This window comes from Oceanobacillus sp. FSL K6-2867, from assembly GCF_037963145.1.
GTDB lineage: Bacteria > Bacillota > Bacilli > Bacillales > Amphibacillaceae > Oceanobacillus.
In genome coordinates this window covers 2,695,764-2,711,037 of sequence record NZ_CP150144.1, presented here as the reverse complement: position 1 = coordinate 2,711,037, position 15,274 = coordinate 2,695,764, and the positions used below count along the sequence as shown (strand labels likewise).

General features: G+C 38.3%; 14 protein-coding genes. 2 read left to right on the top strand and 12 right to left on the bottom strand.

The features are described 5' to 3' along the window. Positions 1–7: 7 nt before the first annotated feature. The 3 genes from spoIIR to prfA all read right to left on the bottom strand — a co-directional run bounded on the left by spoIIR (position 8) and on the right by prfA (position 2,637). A complete protein-coding gene (gene spoIIR, locus NSQ77_RS13240; protein WP_339226508.1) occupies positions 8–616 on the bottom strand; it encodes a stage II sporulation protein R in 609 nt (202 codons plus the stop codon). A 79-nt stretch (positions 617–695) separates the two neighbouring features. Beyond that, positions 696–1,565 (bottom strand): peptide chain release factor N(5)-glutamine methyltransferase, encoded by an 870-nt coding sequence (gene prmC, locus NSQ77_RS13235; RefSeq protein ID WP_339226507.1) that lies wholly within the window; start codon positions 1,563–1,565, stop codon positions 696–698. A 1-nt stretch (position 1,566) separates the two neighbouring features. After that, entirely contained in the window at positions 1,567–2,637 is a 1,071-nt protein-coding gene (gene prfA / locus NSQ77_RS13230) for a peptide chain release factor 1 (RefSeq protein WP_339226506.1), read from the bottom strand. 388 nt (positions 2,638–3,025) lie between these two features. Between prfA and NSQ77_RS13225 the strand changes: the two genes are divergently transcribed. Continuing rightward, positions 3,026–3,631 (top strand): DeoR family transcriptional regulator, encoded by a 606-nt coding sequence (locus NSQ77_RS13225; RefSeq protein ID WP_339226505.1) that lies wholly within the window; start codon positions 3,026–3,028, stop codon positions 3,629–3,631. A 55-nt stretch (positions 3,632–3,686) separates the two neighbouring features. Beyond that, positions 3,687–4,100, top strand: coding sequence for a FixH family protein (locus tag NSQ77_RS13220; protein WP_339226504.1), 414 nt, complete (start codon positions 3,687–3,689; stop codon positions 4,098–4,100). 244 nt (positions 4,101–4,344) lie between these two features. On the opposite strand, the gene NSQ77_RS13215 is transcribed toward NSQ77_RS13220, so the two are convergent. The 9 genes from NSQ77_RS13215 to rpoE all read right to left on the bottom strand — a co-directional run bounded on the left by NSQ77_RS13215 (position 4,345) and on the right by rpoE (position 14,988). Further along, a complete protein-coding gene (locus NSQ77_RS13215) occupies positions 4,345–4,965 on the bottom strand; it encodes a thymidine kinase (RefSeq protein WP_339226503.1) in 621 nt (206 codons plus the stop codon). Between the two features lie 386 nt (positions 4,966–5,351). Continuing rightward, the gene (locus NSQ77_RS13210) at positions 5,352–5,597 is read right to left on the bottom strand and encodes a type B 50S ribosomal protein L31 (protein WP_339226502.1); all 246 of its coding nucleotides are present in this window, start codon (positions 5,595–5,597) and stop codon (positions 5,352–5,354) included. Positions 5,598–5,877: 280 nt separating this feature from the next. After that, complete coding sequence (rho, locus tag NSQ77_RS13205) at positions 5,878–7,158, bottom strand: transcription termination factor Rho (RefSeq protein WP_339226500.1); 1,281 nt, start codon at positions 7,156–7,158, stop codon at positions 5,878–5,880. A gap of 711 nt (positions 7,159–7,869) precedes the next feature. Next, the gene (locus tag NSQ77_RS13200; RefSeq protein ID WP_339226499.1) at positions 7,870–9,156 is read right to left on the bottom strand and encodes a UDP-N-acetylglucosamine 1-carboxyvinyltransferase; all 1,287 of its coding nucleotides are present in this window, start codon (positions 9,154–9,156) and stop codon (positions 7,870–7,872) included. Between the two features lie 357 nt (positions 9,157–9,513). Further along, positions 9,514–10,152, bottom strand: coding sequence for a fructose-6-phosphate aldolase (gene fsa, locus NSQ77_RS13195; RefSeq protein ID WP_339226498.1), 639 nt, complete (start codon positions 10,150–10,152; stop codon positions 9,514–9,516). A gap of 258 nt (positions 10,153–10,410) precedes the next feature. After that, on the bottom strand, positions 10,411–11,265 hold the full coding sequence (gene fba, locus NSQ77_RS13190; RefSeq protein ID WP_339226497.1) for a class II fructose-1,6-bisphosphate aldolase: 855 nt from the start codon (positions 11,263–11,265) through the stop codon (positions 10,411–10,413). A 312-nt stretch (positions 11,266–11,577) separates the two neighbouring features. Then, positions 11,578–11,943, bottom strand: a complete 366-nt coding sequence (locus NSQ77_RS13185) for a response regulator (protein ID WP_339226496.1) — start codon at positions 11,941–11,943, stop codon at positions 11,578–11,580. Between the two features lie 691 nt (positions 11,944–12,634). Then, on the bottom strand, positions 12,635–14,248 hold the full coding sequence (locus tag NSQ77_RS13180) for a CTP synthase (RefSeq protein ID WP_339226495.1): 1,614 nt from the start codon (positions 14,246–14,248) through the stop codon (positions 12,635–12,637). 257 nt (positions 14,249–14,505) lie between these two features. Next, positions 14,506–14,988 carry a DNA-directed RNA polymerase subunit delta gene (gene rpoE, locus NSQ77_RS13175; RefSeq protein WP_339226493.1) on the bottom strand — a complete coding sequence of 161 codons (483 nt, stop codon included), beginning with the start codon at positions 14,986–14,988 and terminating at the stop codon, positions 14,506–14,508. Between the last annotated feature and the right edge of the window lie 286 nt (positions 14,989–15,274).

Genomic DNA, 15,274 nt, shown 5'->3' with positions numbered 1-15,274 from the left:
AGAGAGACTATGACCAGCCAAACCATTCAAATAAGAAAAATTTAATTTCTGTTTCTTTCTCTTCAACCTCTTCCTCTGCTACTGTTTCTTCATCTGCAGCCTCTGCTACTGTTGTGCCTCCTGAAAAGTCAAGAAAACATAATGGCGGGAACAATACGCACCACCAATTTGAACCATTTCCTTCACCTAATGTAATTAAAATTGCCTCATATTCACCTGCTGGATATAAAAAGGAACCATAGAGCTTTGCTGGAAAAGTTATATTTTCTCCATATTCCACACTATATTCATTCTCTGTGCCTTGTTCGTCGATTGTGTTTTTCACAATTTGCTCCAATTCTGGAATACGGGACTCTATTAATCTGCGCGCCTCATCGATATCTGTAATATGCTGTACCCACTCTGTGACTACTTCATTAACACGGTCTCGAACCTCTAATTTTAATGCTTGGTCTTGTTCGCTATCACTATTTGCAAGTATTCGCAAACGAATTGCTTCATCTGGAATTACTTGATAATCCTCTTCTTCATCTTTCAGTTCCTTGCTTACTCCATTTATTGGCAACGAAAAATATAATACAAAACATATAAGTACAAAAAATACTAGCTTTTTCATTTCGAAATTCCCCTCTCCAACTCGTTAATTGCCAGTATGGACAGGTCAAAATGATTTTAAACTAGTATTCTAGCAAATTTTATATTTTTGTTACTTCTGCTGCTGCAATCCGATCCTTGCCATTGATATCCTGTATCGTAGCAACAATGCTTTCTGAAAAGGTTTCTTGAATAATCGCATGAACTGCTTCACCTTGTTCATGACCAATTTCAAACGCTAATGTTGCATTCGTCTTTATAATCTTTGGCGCTTGATCAATTATTGCTTGATAAGCTGCAAGACCATCAGCTTCCGCAAATAGCGCTAATTCCGGGTCAAAATGTTTTACAGTATCTGAAAGGCTGGCTGCTTCTGACTTTGCAATATACGGAGGATTTGACACTAGAAAGTCTACTTGAAGTTTTTTTTCAATTGCAGGCTGTAAAAAATCCCCTTGAAGAAAATGAACATTTGCATCTAGCTGCTCGGCATTTTTTTTAGCAACTTCCAACGCATCTTTAGAAATATCTGTAGCATAAACAACTGAATTCGGTATTTCCAATGCCAATGTAATTGCGATAATGCCGCTTCCTGTCCCAACATCAATAATTGTCAGGGGGTCTCCATTAGCTGCGTCAGTAGATTGAATAATATGCTGAACAAGTTCTTCTGTCTCCGGTCGCGGAATTAGCACATGTTCATTCACAATAAATTCTCTGCCATAAAACACCTCGTATCCTGTCAAGTGCTGTACTGGGATACCTGTTTTGGCATGCTGTTCAATTGCAGCTTTGAACTTATCCACAATTTCAGCTGGCACAGGCTCTCGCATTAGCATATAAAATTGCTGCCGATCTACTCCTAAATAATGCTGCAACAGTATCTCTGCGACTCGCGATTCACGTTGATGTTTTTCTAAAAAAAGAGAAGCCCAGCGCAGGACTTCGAACTGTTTTTGTACCTGTGTCATCTTATTCACCAATTTGTTCCAGCTTTTTAGTTTGTTCCTCCATAACGAGTGCATCAATGAATTCGTCCAGCTTCCCTTGCATAATCTGATCAAGCTTTTGAATCGTTAGACCGATTCGGTGATCTGTCACGCGATTTTGCGGAAAATTGTACGTACGAATACGTTCGGAACGATCTCCTGTTCCAACCGCGGACTTTCTGTTTTCATCATATTCTGCTTGTGCTTCCTGTTGGAATTTATCATAGACACGTGCGCGAAGCACTTTCATCGCTTTTTCTTTGTTCTTGATTTGTGATTTTTCATCTTGAATGGAAACAACAATTCCTGTTGGTTCATGCGTTAACCGAACAGCTGACATGGTTGTGTTTACACTTTGTCCACCAGGTCCACTGGATGCAAAAGTGTCCACTCGGATATCTTTATCATGAATCTCAACCTCTACCTCTTCCGCCTCTGGAAGAACCGCAACAGTTGCAGTAGAGGTGTGGATCCGCCCACCAGATTCCGTCTCAGGAACTCGCTGTACCCGATGCGCCCCATTTTCATATTTCAGTTTAGAATAAACATCGTTTCCATTTATCATGAAAATAATTTCTTTATAGCCGCCAACACCAGTAGAGCTGGCTTCCATTACTTCAATTTTCCATCCTTGACTCTCTGCATAACGGGAATACATTCGGTACAAATCACCAGCAAACAATGCAGCTTCATCTCCACCTGCTGCCCCGCGTATTTCCATAAATACGTTTTTGTCATCATTCGGATCTTTTGGCAGAAGGAGAATTTTCATTTTACCCTCTAAGTCTGCTTTTGTTTCACTAAGCTCGTCGATTTCCATTTTTACCATTTCATACATCTCATCGTCCAATTTTTCCTCAAGCATTTCCTTTGCATCTTTCAGCTGGGACGTCACTTCTTTATATTCACGATAAGCTTGAACAACATCTTCTAAACCTGATTGCTCCTTGGAATACTCACGTAATTTACTTGTATCACTAATAATATCCGGATCACTTAGCATTTCATTCAATTTATTGTAACGATCTTCTAATGTTTGTAAACGATCTAACATTCACGTACACCTCTTTCTGATTAACAGTCTAATTATATTATAACCTGTGGTGCATGGTCAATTAGTGGATGGTGGTTTTGCTTTGTATTGCGGGAATTGAAGCACTTGTTGATATTGAATGGTGCTTGAAGGCCCTGTAGTGAAAATGATTGGGGTTTAGCCGGAATGTGCTCGCCTTTTGCCTGAGAATTAGCGGTACGGGATACAGACATGATCTGCTTCTCTCAAAAGATAATGTTTTTTTAAGTAGAACTGTCAAACTCAACAGTAAATGCGTTTTCACAATTTGTTCATTGACGTTGAATTTAAATGCTGATAGATTGTTGTTAAATGTTGTTATTTTTTGTTTATATTTGTTATTGACTATTTTAGCGAAAGGAGATGGATAATGCTTCCGTTAGAGAGACAAAATCGAATTAAGCAGCTTATACTTGAAAATAAAAGTATGAAAATTTCGGATTTAAGTACATTACTTAATGTCTCAGAAATGACAATTCATCGTGATCTGAAGCCATTGATTGAGGATGGTACTGTAATAAAAACATTTGGCGGGATTACGATTCCTGAGATTCGTGTTCCTGATTCCAAGCAAGATTTGAATAATGATAAAGGAAAATGCGTGCTTTGCGGTCGAATAGTTAATGAAAGAATGGCATATCGTTTAATTTTATCAACCAGTCAAATTGAAACCGCTTGCTGTGCTCATTGCGGCTTACTGCGCTACCAGCAATTGAATGACAGGGTTATTCACGCCATCTGTCCGGACTTTTTAAAACAAACGACGATCAGTGCACCTGTAGCGTGGTATGTTATGGATACTGAAATCCATATGGGTTGCTGCCATCCGCAAATTTTGACCTTTGAGCTGAAAGAGCATGCCGATAAGTTTGTGAATGGCTTCGGTGGATATGTTTTTAATTTTTATGAAGCAAAAAATGAAATCATTCAGAAACTGCAAGGCCACAATTCAAGCTGTAAAAGAAGTCAGCAGTAGCGGTATGATTATCCGAACAATACCTGATAAATTTTAAAACATTGGAGGAACAATTATGAAAAAGATTTTTGGCTTTGTTAGTATTTTAATCTGTATTTTTGCATTGGCAGCTTGTGGTTCAAACAACAATCAGGCAGAAGGTGAAGTTGACTCAGAAGATGAGCTATTGTCACTCGATGTAGACTTTGAATTGCCAGAACAGGCAGATGTTGGTGAAACAGTTGAATTAAAGGCTACTGTTACATATGGTGATGAAATGGTTACCGACGCGGATGAAGTCGTTTTTGAGCATTGGTTAACTGGAAATGAGGATAATAGTACAATGGTTGAGTCAACCAACCATGAAGATGGTACATATACAGCGAAGGTAACATTTGAAGAAGGCGGTGTTTATGAAATTTACGCCCACACAACAGCACGGGATTTACACACAATGCCTAAGAAATCCATTACAATTGGTGGTGAATAACAAAACCAGATAGTACTTCTAACCACGTTCATAGCCAACATGCAGAGGACTTTATCATTCATTTAACAGATTTAAATGAAGTAATAAAGGCTGCAGATATCGTTATTCATTTACAATGGGATAAAGGAGAGCTAGCCACAATTTGTCAGCTCTTCTTTTATAACCCGGTTATATTTAGGATTACCGGCATAATACGGATACTTCATATTGTGCAAACAAAAAGCACCCATTCAGGTGCTCTCATTTATTTTATTGCATTTTCCAGGTTTCGGTTAAAATTTGCTTTCGGCTTCTTTGGAACCTCATGATGATGGCGACATCTTGGTTCATATGATTCCGATGCACCAACAAGAATAATTGGATCATCATAGGATGCTGGGCTGCCGTCTATTAAACGCTGTGTACGGCTTGCAGGCGAACCGCAAACTGGACATATAGCATTTAGCTTTGTCACAGATTCACTTAATGCCATAAGCTTAGGTACAGGTCCGAATGGTTCACCACGAAAATCCGTATCTAGCCCCGCCGTGATAACACGAATTCCACGATTGGCAAGCTCTTCAACTATTTCCACAACATCCTCGTCGAAAAATTGCACTTCATCAATCCCAACAATGTCGATATGGTCATCAATATGTTCTAAAATCTCTACAGATTTATGAACCGGCCGAGCAATGGTTGAAGTGCCATTATGGGACACGACAGCTGTATCATCATAACGATCATCAATTGCAGGCTTGAACACACGAACGGTTAGGTGGGCATATGTTGCCCGACGAACACGACGGATTAATTCTTCTGATTTACCAGAGAACATACTACCGCATATAACTTCAACCCAACCACTTTGCTTCATTACATACATGCAGGGGAACTCCTCTCATCACGTTGGCTAATCTTTATGTACAGTGAATAGTTTATCACTATACTCAATAAAATTAACCTCTTTTTTTCGAATAATATTAGAAAACTTGGTTTTCGCTAAAGGGAATTTTACGAAAGTGTCCTTTGCTTTCTTAGATGCCCTTATAATTTGGGATGCAAGCCTCCTGAGTGAAAGGCTTTGCTGTACTTATAAAGATAGACAAGTTTCATACTTACTTATCTGCAAAGTAAAAAAACAGGCAAAATAGAGACATTTTGCCTGTCCTTTATAAAAGCTAAAGCAAATTGCTTTAACTTTTTAAGTCGTATTAAAAATGCTACGACTCTTATTTCAATCCAGCTTAAGGGATAACCCTTTTCAGCCTTTTACTTCATATTATATTTTTTCTTGAATCGATCTACACGTCCACCAATTTTATCAGCTTTCTGCTTACCAGTGTAGAATGGATGTGAATCTGAGCTGATTTCAACTTTGAGTAATGGGTATGTGTTACCATCTTCCCACTCAATTGTTTCGTTTGATCCCTTTGTTGAACCACTCAAGAATTTGTAATCTGAACTTGTATCAAGAAAGACTACTTTTCTGTATTCTGGATGAATATCCTTTTTCATGTCTTCCACTCCTTTTTGCCCTGAATCCTGAGGAAACAGAGTTGTTGCAAGAGCCGTCAGAGGCATAATGCCTTTTCTAAACTCACATAGAAAGATTATAACAGGATGAAGGCATGATTGCAATAGAGGTTACCCAAAAAATCCTGTAAAAATAACCCTTCGAGAACAGTAATTTTTCGGCTGATTCTGGACATATAACCTTTGCCGAGTTAGAAGGATGGTGAGTTTAGCCGCTTTCGGTTCTTTTTACCCTCTTTTAAATCTGTACGAACAGAAAAATTTATTTTGTCATGCCTTTTCGTTTCATTTCTTCATCCATTAATTGCAAGAATTCTTCATTGCTCTTTGATGCTTTCAGGCGTTTTAGGAAACGCTCAAGGAAGTCATGTGAATCCTGCATCGTTTTGCGGATGGCCCACATTTTATCAAGATGCCCCTTATCAACAAGCAATTCTTCCTTACGTGTACCAGAGCGTAAAATATCAATTGCAGGGAAAATTCTGCGCTCTGCTAATTGTCGATCAAGATGCAGTTCCATATTGCCTGTCCCTTTAAACTCCTCATAAATAACATCATCCATACGGGAACCGGTATCAACTAAAGCTGTTGCTAAAATAGTAAAGCTGCCGCCTTCTTCGATATTTCGCGCTGCACCGAAGAAACGTTTTGGACGATGGAATGCAGCTGGGTCTATACCACCTGAAAGTGTACGTCCGCTAGGCGGAATAACAAGGTTATATGCTCGCGCCAGTCTTGTAATGCTATCCATTAAGACGATAACGTCACGCTTATGCTCAACAAGACGCATTGCACGTTCTAGTACAAGCTCAGAAACTTTAATATGACTTTCTGGAACTTCATCAAATGTGGAACTAACTACATCTACATCTGGATCTACAGAGCGCTCAATATCTGTAACCTCTTCCGGCCGCTCATCCACCAACAAAATAATAAGCTTTGCTTCCGGATGGTTTTTTGAAATACTATTTGCTATTTCTTTAATCAGCATTGTTTTCCCAGCCTTTGGTGGTGCAACAATCAATCCGCGTTGCCCAAAACCTACCGGAGTCATGAGATCCATAATTCTCGTTGACAGTTTATTCGTTACCGTTTCCAGTTTAATTACACGGTTCGGGTAAAGTGCTGTCAAAGCCGGGAAATGCACACGCTCTTTCGATGAATCTGGGTCTTCACCGTTAACCGCATCTACATGCAACAAGCCATAATAACGTTCATTTTCTTTCGGGGGACGTACCTTACCAGATACTTTATCACCATTTCGCAAATCAAAGCGACGAATTTGTGATGCAGATATATAAATATCTTCTGCACTCGGGGAATAATTAATTGGCCGTAAAAATCCGAATCCTTCTGAAGGGATAATCTCCAAAACTCCATCCATAAACAGAAATCCGTCTTTTTCTGCCTGTGCTTTCAAAATAGCAAAAATGAGTTCCTTTTTCGTTAATTTCGCATAATATGATACCTTAAATTCTTTTGCCAAAGCATAAATTTCTTTTAATGTCATTGTTTCTAAACTAGAAATTGTTAATGCTTCCATTCAATCACCACGCCTATTCCTATACATCTTCTCATAGAGAGATTTATTTTACTGTGTTCATGTGGATATTGGGAAATAACTTTTCACAACATCTATCAACTAATATAAATTCGATATTTTCAATGGTTCCACTTCTTATGGTAGGATCGTCCTTGAAGAAATGCAGAGTTTAACAGAAGCTTTAGTAGAAGTATTAAGTTTCTCCGTTGGTAATCTTATCTGGTATAAGTTAATGTACAAATAGATTAGCCAAGTTATGCCTGTATTAAACATATATTATATTACTCTTTTAATCACTAATATTCAATATCATTTTTAAGAAATTAGATATAATCAGACACAACTGGATTACTCGTATCAAACTTTCTCTTTTCATAGCTTTATAAAGTGTTAGAAAAGGAAGCCACAGCTGGCTTCCTTTATCATCTAGCTTCTAGTGAAAATTGGCTTCCTTGTAAATTTAAGGTGAATATAAGTCGTAATAATTAATAATGAAAATTAATTCAGGACTTAATTAGCAAATTGTTTTTTGCTGGTTATGTTCGCAATCGATAAACATACATTACCGTTTCCGCTCGCATAACCAGCGATTTGTATCTATAACTTATTACAGCTCGCCACCTAAATATTTAAGGTTTGCTGTGCTAATATACCTTATGGATCCCCGCCTGACACAAGCATTGACACACAATCCCCCGGATATTGTATTAACTAGGAGTTCTGAAAATACGCAATTTCTTTTTGCGTCATATCTTTTCTCCAAATATTGGCTCCAAGGCTTGTTAATTTCTCTGTTATTTTTTCGTAGCCCCTATCAATATGGTCGACACCAGTAATTTCTGTTATTCCATTTGCAGCCAAACCAGCGATGATCAAGGCAGCACCAGCACGCAAATCAGATGCCTTTACCTTTGCTCCCTGCAGCTCTGTAGGTCCAGAGGCAATTATAGATCCACCTTCTACTTTAATAAGAGCATTCATCCTTCTTAATTCGTCAATATGCTTTAAACGGGCAGAATAAATGGTATCTGTTATAACGCCTGTACCGGTTACTTGTGTTAATAGCGATGTAAATGGCTGCTGCAGATCTGTTGGAAAGCCAGGATAAACAAGTGTTTTGATATCAACGCTTTTCAATGGCTTTCGATTTGCGATATACAGCTGTTCATCACTTTCTTCAACCGTTACACCCATCTCGCGCAATTTGGCGATAAGTGACTCCAGATGCTGGGAAATAACATTATCAATCACCACTTCTTTTCCTTGTGCTGCAGCTGCAATTGCATACGTTCCAGCCTCAATTCTATCTGGAATAATTGTATGTTTGCAGCCATGAAGTGATGGCACTCCTTCAATTCGAATGACATCGGTTCCTACACCTTTGATTTTCGCTCCCATGTTCGTTAGCAGGGTAGCGACATCAATGATTTCCGGTTCTTTTGCTGCATTTTCAATAATTGTTTTTCCTTTTGCTTTGACAGCAGCCAGCATAATATTAATCGTTGCGCCGACACTTACCACGTCCAAATAGATTCTGGCACCTCTCAACTCTTTAGCGCGCAGGTAAATTGCGCCTTGTTCATTGGTAACCTCGGCACCAAGCGCTTCAAAGCCTTTAATATGTTGATCGATAGGACGTGGACCTAGGTAGCAGCCGCCCGGCAGCCCAATCACAGCTTTATTGAATTTCCCAAGCATCGCTCCCATGAAATAATAAGAAGCACGAAGTTTCTTCACTTTGCCATTTGGCAAGGGCATCGCAATCATCTTTTCAGGTTGAATCGTTACATCCTGCCCATCCCAAGAAACACTGCCACCAATTTCCTCCAAAAGATCTCCAAGTGTATAGACATCCGAGATTTCAGGAAGCCCTTCAAGTGTTACAGTAGAATCCGCTAAAATGGAAGCAGGCAGTAATGCAACCGCACTGTTTTTTGCCCCGCTTATTCGAACTTTGCCATTTAGTTCATGGCCACCTTCAATTAACAATTTTTGCATTTGAATACCTCGTTCCTGAGAGGTTGTCCAAAAAATATTTGAACACACTTCATTTCGATTAATTATTGTTACATAAAATCAGGGATTCCTGTTCTATGTATTTCCGCTTACGTAGAAATAGATAAACCGCATTCCTAATCCCGAGCCCAGTGAGTTTTATGGTTCTTCCTGAACACGTATCATTATTATCTTTTTCATTTTTTCCAATTTCATGCAGTTATTTTTGTTTGCTTTGGAATTATAATTTTTGAATGCTGTGGATAACTTAGACACTGGAGTAGCCACGTCCAGCCCCAGCGCCCAGCGACTCGCGAGACTTCCCTCACCTCCGTACGTCGCTAACCGGGCGCTTCCACTTTAGTTCTTATTCCAATCAGCTAAGAACTTTTCAATTCCTTGGTCTGTTAACGGATGCTTTATAAGACTGGTCAATACATTATACGGGATTGTTGCAATATGTGCTCCATGTATTGCAGCATCTGTTACTTGTAGAGGATGGCGGATAGATGCAGCGATAATTTCAGTATTAATATTGTGGCGTTCGAAGATTTCAGCAATGCTTGCAATTAAGGCTTTTCCATCATGACCGATATCATCTAAACGGCCAATAAATGGAGAAACGTATGTGGCACCAGCACGAGCGGCAAGCAATGCTTGATTTGCATTAAAAATCAGCGTAACATTGGTTTTTATGTTCAAGTCACCAAACGCTTTAACCGCTTTCAGTCCCTCTAAGGTCATTGGGACTTTTACCGTAATATTGGGGGCAATTGCAGCTAGCTCTTTCCCTTCCTCAACCATATCTTCAGCATTTTCCGATATAACCTCTGCGCTTACAGGTCCAGAAACTATTGTAGTAATCTCGCGCATGCGTTCATGAAAGGAAACGCCTTCTTTTGCAACAAGGCTTGGGTTGGTTGTAACACCAGCTAGAATACCAAGTTCATTCGCATTACGAATTTCTTCAATGTTCGCTGTATCGATAAAAAACTTCATCTATTCTACTCTCCCCATTATTTTCTATAGACTGGTAGGCTGAACCCGAAGGAACAGCCTGTCCAATTTTTCATCATTAGAGGATATTCAAAAAGGCCTGTGAAAGTAAACATCAAGAATAAAAGATTTTCAGCTGACTTTCAACACGTCCTGTGTCGAACACAGAAGACAGCACAGTCTCTGCAAGCCCATTCTCATGTATTGACTCTCAGTTTTTCCATTATCCTATTTAAACACACTCTGAGATGCTTCTATTCTTTACGCTTGTTGTGATGAACCAAAATCACGCATTTTACCTTTAACCGTCTCTTTAATTGCTTCTGTACCAGGTCCAAGATATTTACGTGGGTCATATAATTCAGGTTTAGCCTTTAACACACTACGAACAGCTTCTGCTTGAGCCATTTGGTTTTCTGTGTTTACATTAATTTTCGCTGTACCAAGTGAGATAGCCTTTTGAACATCCTTCAATGGAATTCCTGTTCCGCCATGCAGTACTAATGGGACTTGAACAAGGTGAAGGATTTCTTCCATTTCAGTGAAGCCTAAGTTTGGTTCTCCTTGATATGGGCCATGAACAGAACCTAATGCTGGTGCTAAGCAATCTACTCCAGCTTCAGCTACAAGACGTTTACACTCTTCTTTATCTGCATACTGAATCCCGCCGATAACACCGTCTTCTTCTCCACCAACTGTACCAACCTCAGCTTCAACAGATACACCGTGAATGTGAGCAAGCTCAACAACTTGCTTTGTAGTGGCGATATTTTCTTCAATTGGTGAATGAGAAGCATCAATCATGACAGAAGTAAATCCAGCATGAATTGCTTCAGCACATTTTTGGAAACTTGAGCCGTGGTCTAAATGGATTGCAACAGGAACAGTCGTACCATAGGATTCCATTAAAGATTTAACCATTGCAACTACAACATTAAATCCACCCATGTATTTTCCAGCGCCTTCAGAAACACCAAGTATTACTGGTGACTTTTCTTCTTCTGCTGCCTGCAAAATTGCTTGGATGTATTCCAAGTTATTAATATTAAATTGACCTACTGCATAACCATTTTCTTTACCCTTTTCAAGCATTTCCTTCATAGATACTAATGGCATTAAAATATCCTCCTTAAATTATATTACCTATAACAGCGTTATTTACTTTCATACACTATAAGAATACCAACTACCGTCTTCTCGCGCAACAAGTAATACTTGAAAGCAAATGCAAAATTGCGAATTAATCCGTTTATACAAAATAAAAACTCATTCAAAGGGGCCCACCGTCCCCATTGAATGTTAGCACCGCAAGGGAAACCCGCGAAACAGAATTAAGAATTAATGGGCCGCTTATCCCGTATGGATATGCTGGAAAACCCTATCCCCTTCATGCACTTCCCTTTCATTAAGCGGGGCTCTTACAGCCCGTTAATGCGTAATAAATATATTTCTTACATTGGTACATAAGTCCATTACATTAAAAGGTTTTGCAATCGTACACCTCACTATTCTCCTTGTTTCCATTTCCCCACTAATACTCTCAGCCATACCACTCATAACAATTACGGGTGTTTTTACTTTTTCATTTTCTAATTGGTTTAATACTTCTTTTCCGTCAATAATTGGTAACTTGTAATCCAGGATGATTAAGTCAAATGAAGCTTGATGGATTTTATCCAGAGCTTCCTTCCCTGTAGAAGCTAAAGTCACCTGATGACCTTCACTCGTTAAAATATCAGTTAAGAGCAAACGGATACCTGGCTGATCATCAACTACTAATATCTCCTTTGGCATCTCCTCTAATCCCCCTAGTAACAAATATCTCTATAAGTATGGTTTCTATACGATAATGCTTTCCCTTTCTAAATTATTCAGTTGTTCTGCTGCCTACTAATTAAGTGCAATTTTTTACAATGTACAGATAAACTAATATAAACCATACATTGTTTTACTTCTTTATGCTTCAAATGTTCAAGAATTGTTAAATGTGTTAAATGAGGGTTAAAAATAATGGAAGTAAGTACGAATACAATTGGAATTTTAAAGCAAACACAGAAATTTTTACGATCATTCAAAAATTGAATCAAAACAGCACGTATGCCAGTGGGGCGGAAGATAGGGTTTTTAAAAATGGTTACGAAATTGGAAATGCGCATGAATGCGCATTTTCCAGATATCCTATGAAGGATAATAAAGGGCTTAGCCACTCCCCCTTTTATCCAGAGTAGTTTCCAAATGATCTGTCTTGCTGTCGCTTTAACATACGATTAATTTAATTCTGTGCTGTTGTCCATTTTTTCCGTAAGAATATCGAATGATAGCTTTACATTTCCAATTTATTACTCTATAAAAAGTACTCATAATCTCAATTCAACAAAAGATGGTTAAATCCTCTTTTTTTACAAAAAAACAATCAAAACTGTTCTATAAAAAAGTTTTTAACGTGAATAAACCCCAAAAGTAAACTTTTGGGGTGAAATTTAGTTTAATTTGTTTGATTGCTCTGTTCTACTGAAGCTCCAATAAAGCCTTTGAATAATCCTTGTGCTCTTGTAGGACGAGAAGTAAACTCTGGGTGGAATTGACATGCAACAAACCATGGATGGTTGTCAATTTCAATTGTTTCCACTAATCTTCCATCCGGGCTTGTACCAGAGAAGATGAACCCATGTGCTTCCATTTGTTCACGGTAGTCATTGTTAAACTCATAGCGATGACGATGACGTTCTTCAATCATATCTGCACCATCGTATGCAGCTTTTGTTTTGGTACCATCTTTTAGCTTACAAGGGTAAGATCCAAGGCGTAATGTACCACCCAAATCAGAAACATCCTTTTGTTCAGGGAGTAAGTCAATAATTGGATGGGCTGTATTTGGATCAATTTCTGCTGAATGTGCCCCTTCTAGACCTACAACATTTCGTGCGAATTCTACAGATGCTAATTGCATACCTAAACAAATACCAAAGAACGGAATATTGTTTTCACGCGCATAGCGAATTGCTTCAATTTTCCCATCAATACCACGATCGCCAAATCCTCCTGGCACGATAATACCATCTACATGAGAAAGTTCGGAATGAATTGCTGTCTTGTCGAGTTCCTCTGAATTAACCCAATGTACAGTAATATCTGTATCGTAATCAAAACCGGCATGTTTCAATGACTCCACAACAGAAATATATGCATCTGGAAGTTCAACATATTTTCCTACAAGACCGATATCAACTTTTTTAGAAAGGTTTCTGACTTTGGATACAAGTTTCTTCCATTCCTTCATATCAGCTGCTCCACAATCAAGCCCAAAATGGTCACAAGTTAATTGATCCAGGTTTTGTTCCTGAAGAGCAATTGGCACTTGGTACAGTGTATCTGCATCACGCATTTCAATAACAGCTTTTTCATTAATATCACAGAATAACGCAATTTTCTTTTTCATTTCTATGCTAATTGGTAATTCTGTACGCAAGACAATCGCATCTGGCTGAATTCCTAAGGAACGTAATTCTTTTACACTATGCTGGGTTGGCTTTGTTTTCATTTCTCCTGCTGCTTTAATGTATGGAACAAGTGTACAGTGAACATACATAACACTGTTTCGGCCTACATCACTTTTAATTTGGCGAATTGCTTCAAGAAATGGTAATGACTCAATATCACCAACAGTTCCGCCAATTTCTGTAATGACAATGTCAGCTTCCGTAGCTTCTCCTGCACGGTAAACCTGTTCTTTAATTTCATTTGTAATATGAGGTATAACTTGAACCGTTCCACCAAGATAGTCTCCGCGACGTTCTTTACGAATAACACTGGAATATACCTTACCGGTAGTAATGTTGCTGAATTTATTTAGATTAATGTCTGTAAAACGCTCATAATGCCCAAGGTCGAGATCTGTTTCAGCCCCATCATTTGTAACAAAAACCTCACCATGCTGATATGGACTCATTGTACCTGGGTCCACGTTAATATATGGATCAAACTTTTGGATAGTCACCTTTAATCCACGATTTTTAAGTAAACGACCAAGTGAAGCAGCTGTAATTCCCTTCCCTAGTGAGGATACAACTCCACCAGTAACAAAAATATATTTAGTCACGATTCATCCTTCTTTCCTTTACTTGTTCTGTAATTAGTATTCCTAAAAATAATGTTAAAAAACTTGGCATTCAACATACTTACTCAGCAAATGCCTTTATAACATAAGCAGATAAAGACCTTGGCATACTTCTTATCTGCAAAAATAAGAAAGGCGTTTCCCCAAGTGTATCTAGGGAAACGCCTTGATTATTAGATTCAAAGAGCCCAATTAAGATTGTACTCATAGACCTAATAAAAGTCAAGGAACCTTTTCAACTATTTTTCTTCGTCTATATCGTCTTCCTCAATAACAAGTTCCTCGTCATCAAGTTCTTCCTCGTCAAAATCTTCATCAAAGTCATCGTCATCAGTGAAATCCTCAACGATTTCATCAATATCCTCATCTGTGATATCAAGCTCATCGTCAACTTCTTCTACTTCCTCTTCAGTCTTTTTCTTCACACGTTTCTTTTTCGGTATTTCTGTCAACTCTTCTTGCGCCTGTTCTACGGGATACCATCTTTTCAATCCCCACATACTGGAACCAAGTGTTAAGAAGCGGCCATCAACGTTCATGTCTGTATAGAATTGAGCTATATTATTCTCCTTTTCGCTATCGGAGAAACCTTTAATTTCAGCAATTTTATCAAAAATATCTCTGAAATTAAGGGCTTTTTTTTCATCAAATAGAATTTTACTTGCTAATTCGATCATTGACATTTCCTGTAGTTCTTCGTGGCTATACTTGTCTAAGCTCACGGCAATGCACTCCCTTTGCTAAAGATATTGAAGGCCAAAGCCTAATTTATTATCATGATTTTATTGTACTAATATACCATTTTTCTTTCACAATAAACATACATTACATTATAAACAAATTTATATAGAATATGCTAGAACGAAAGCATAAAAAGTTGAGAAAATATATTATTCCCTCAACTTTTTTTGCTTTTTCATGTTGTTTCTATACGATTTGGTGTTAAAACAGAATATATATTGAATGTGAACTAACTTCTCAGCTGTTTTCTTCTAGTTTGTGCAATAA

Bases quoted from the DNA above. Each gene is read 5' to 3' on its own strand.
- spoIIR (WP_339226508.1), bottom strand. From the start codon at position 616: ATGAAAAAGCTAGTATTTTTTGTACTTATATGTTTTGTATTATATTTT.
- prmC (WP_339226507.1), bottom strand. From the start codon at position 1,565: ATGACACAGGTACAAAAACAGTTCGAAGTCCTGCGCTGGGCTTCTCTT.
- prfA (WP_339226506.1), bottom strand. From the start codon at position 2,637: ATGTTAGATCGTTTACAAACATTAGAAGATCGTTACAATAAATTGAAT.
- NSQ77_RS13225 (WP_339226505.1), top strand. From the start codon at position 3,026: ATGCTTCCGTTAGAGAGACAAAATCGAATTAAGCAGCTTATACTTGAA.
- NSQ77_RS13220 (WP_339226504.1), top strand. From the start codon at position 3,687: ATGAAAAAGATTTTTGGCTTTGTTAGTATTTTAATCTGTATTTTTGCA.
- NSQ77_RS13215 (WP_339226503.1), bottom strand. From the start codon at position 4,965: ATGTATGTAATGAAGCAAAGTGGTTGGGTTGAAGTTATATGCGGTAGT.
- NSQ77_RS13210 (WP_339226502.1), bottom strand. From the start codon at position 5,597: ATGAAAAAGGATATTCATCCAGAATACAGAAAAGTAGTCTTTCTTGAT.
- rho (WP_339226500.1), bottom strand. From the start codon at position 7,158: ATGGAAGCATTAACAATTTCTAGTTTAGAAACAATGACATTAAAAGAA.
- NSQ77_RS13200 (WP_339226499.1), bottom strand. From the start codon at position 9,156: ATGCAAAAATTGTTAATTGAAGGTGGCCATGAACTAAATGGCAAAGTT.
- fsa (WP_339226498.1), bottom strand. From the start codon at position 10,152: ATGAAGTTTTTTATCGATACAGCGAACATTGAAGAAATTCGTAATGCG.
- fba (WP_339226497.1), bottom strand. From the start codon at position 11,265: ATGCCATTAGTATCTATGAAGGAAATGCTTGAAAAGGGTAAAGAAAAT.
- NSQ77_RS13185 (WP_339226496.1), bottom strand. From the start codon at position 11,943: ATGCCAAAGGAGATATTAGTAGTTGATGATCAGCCAGGTATCCGTTTG.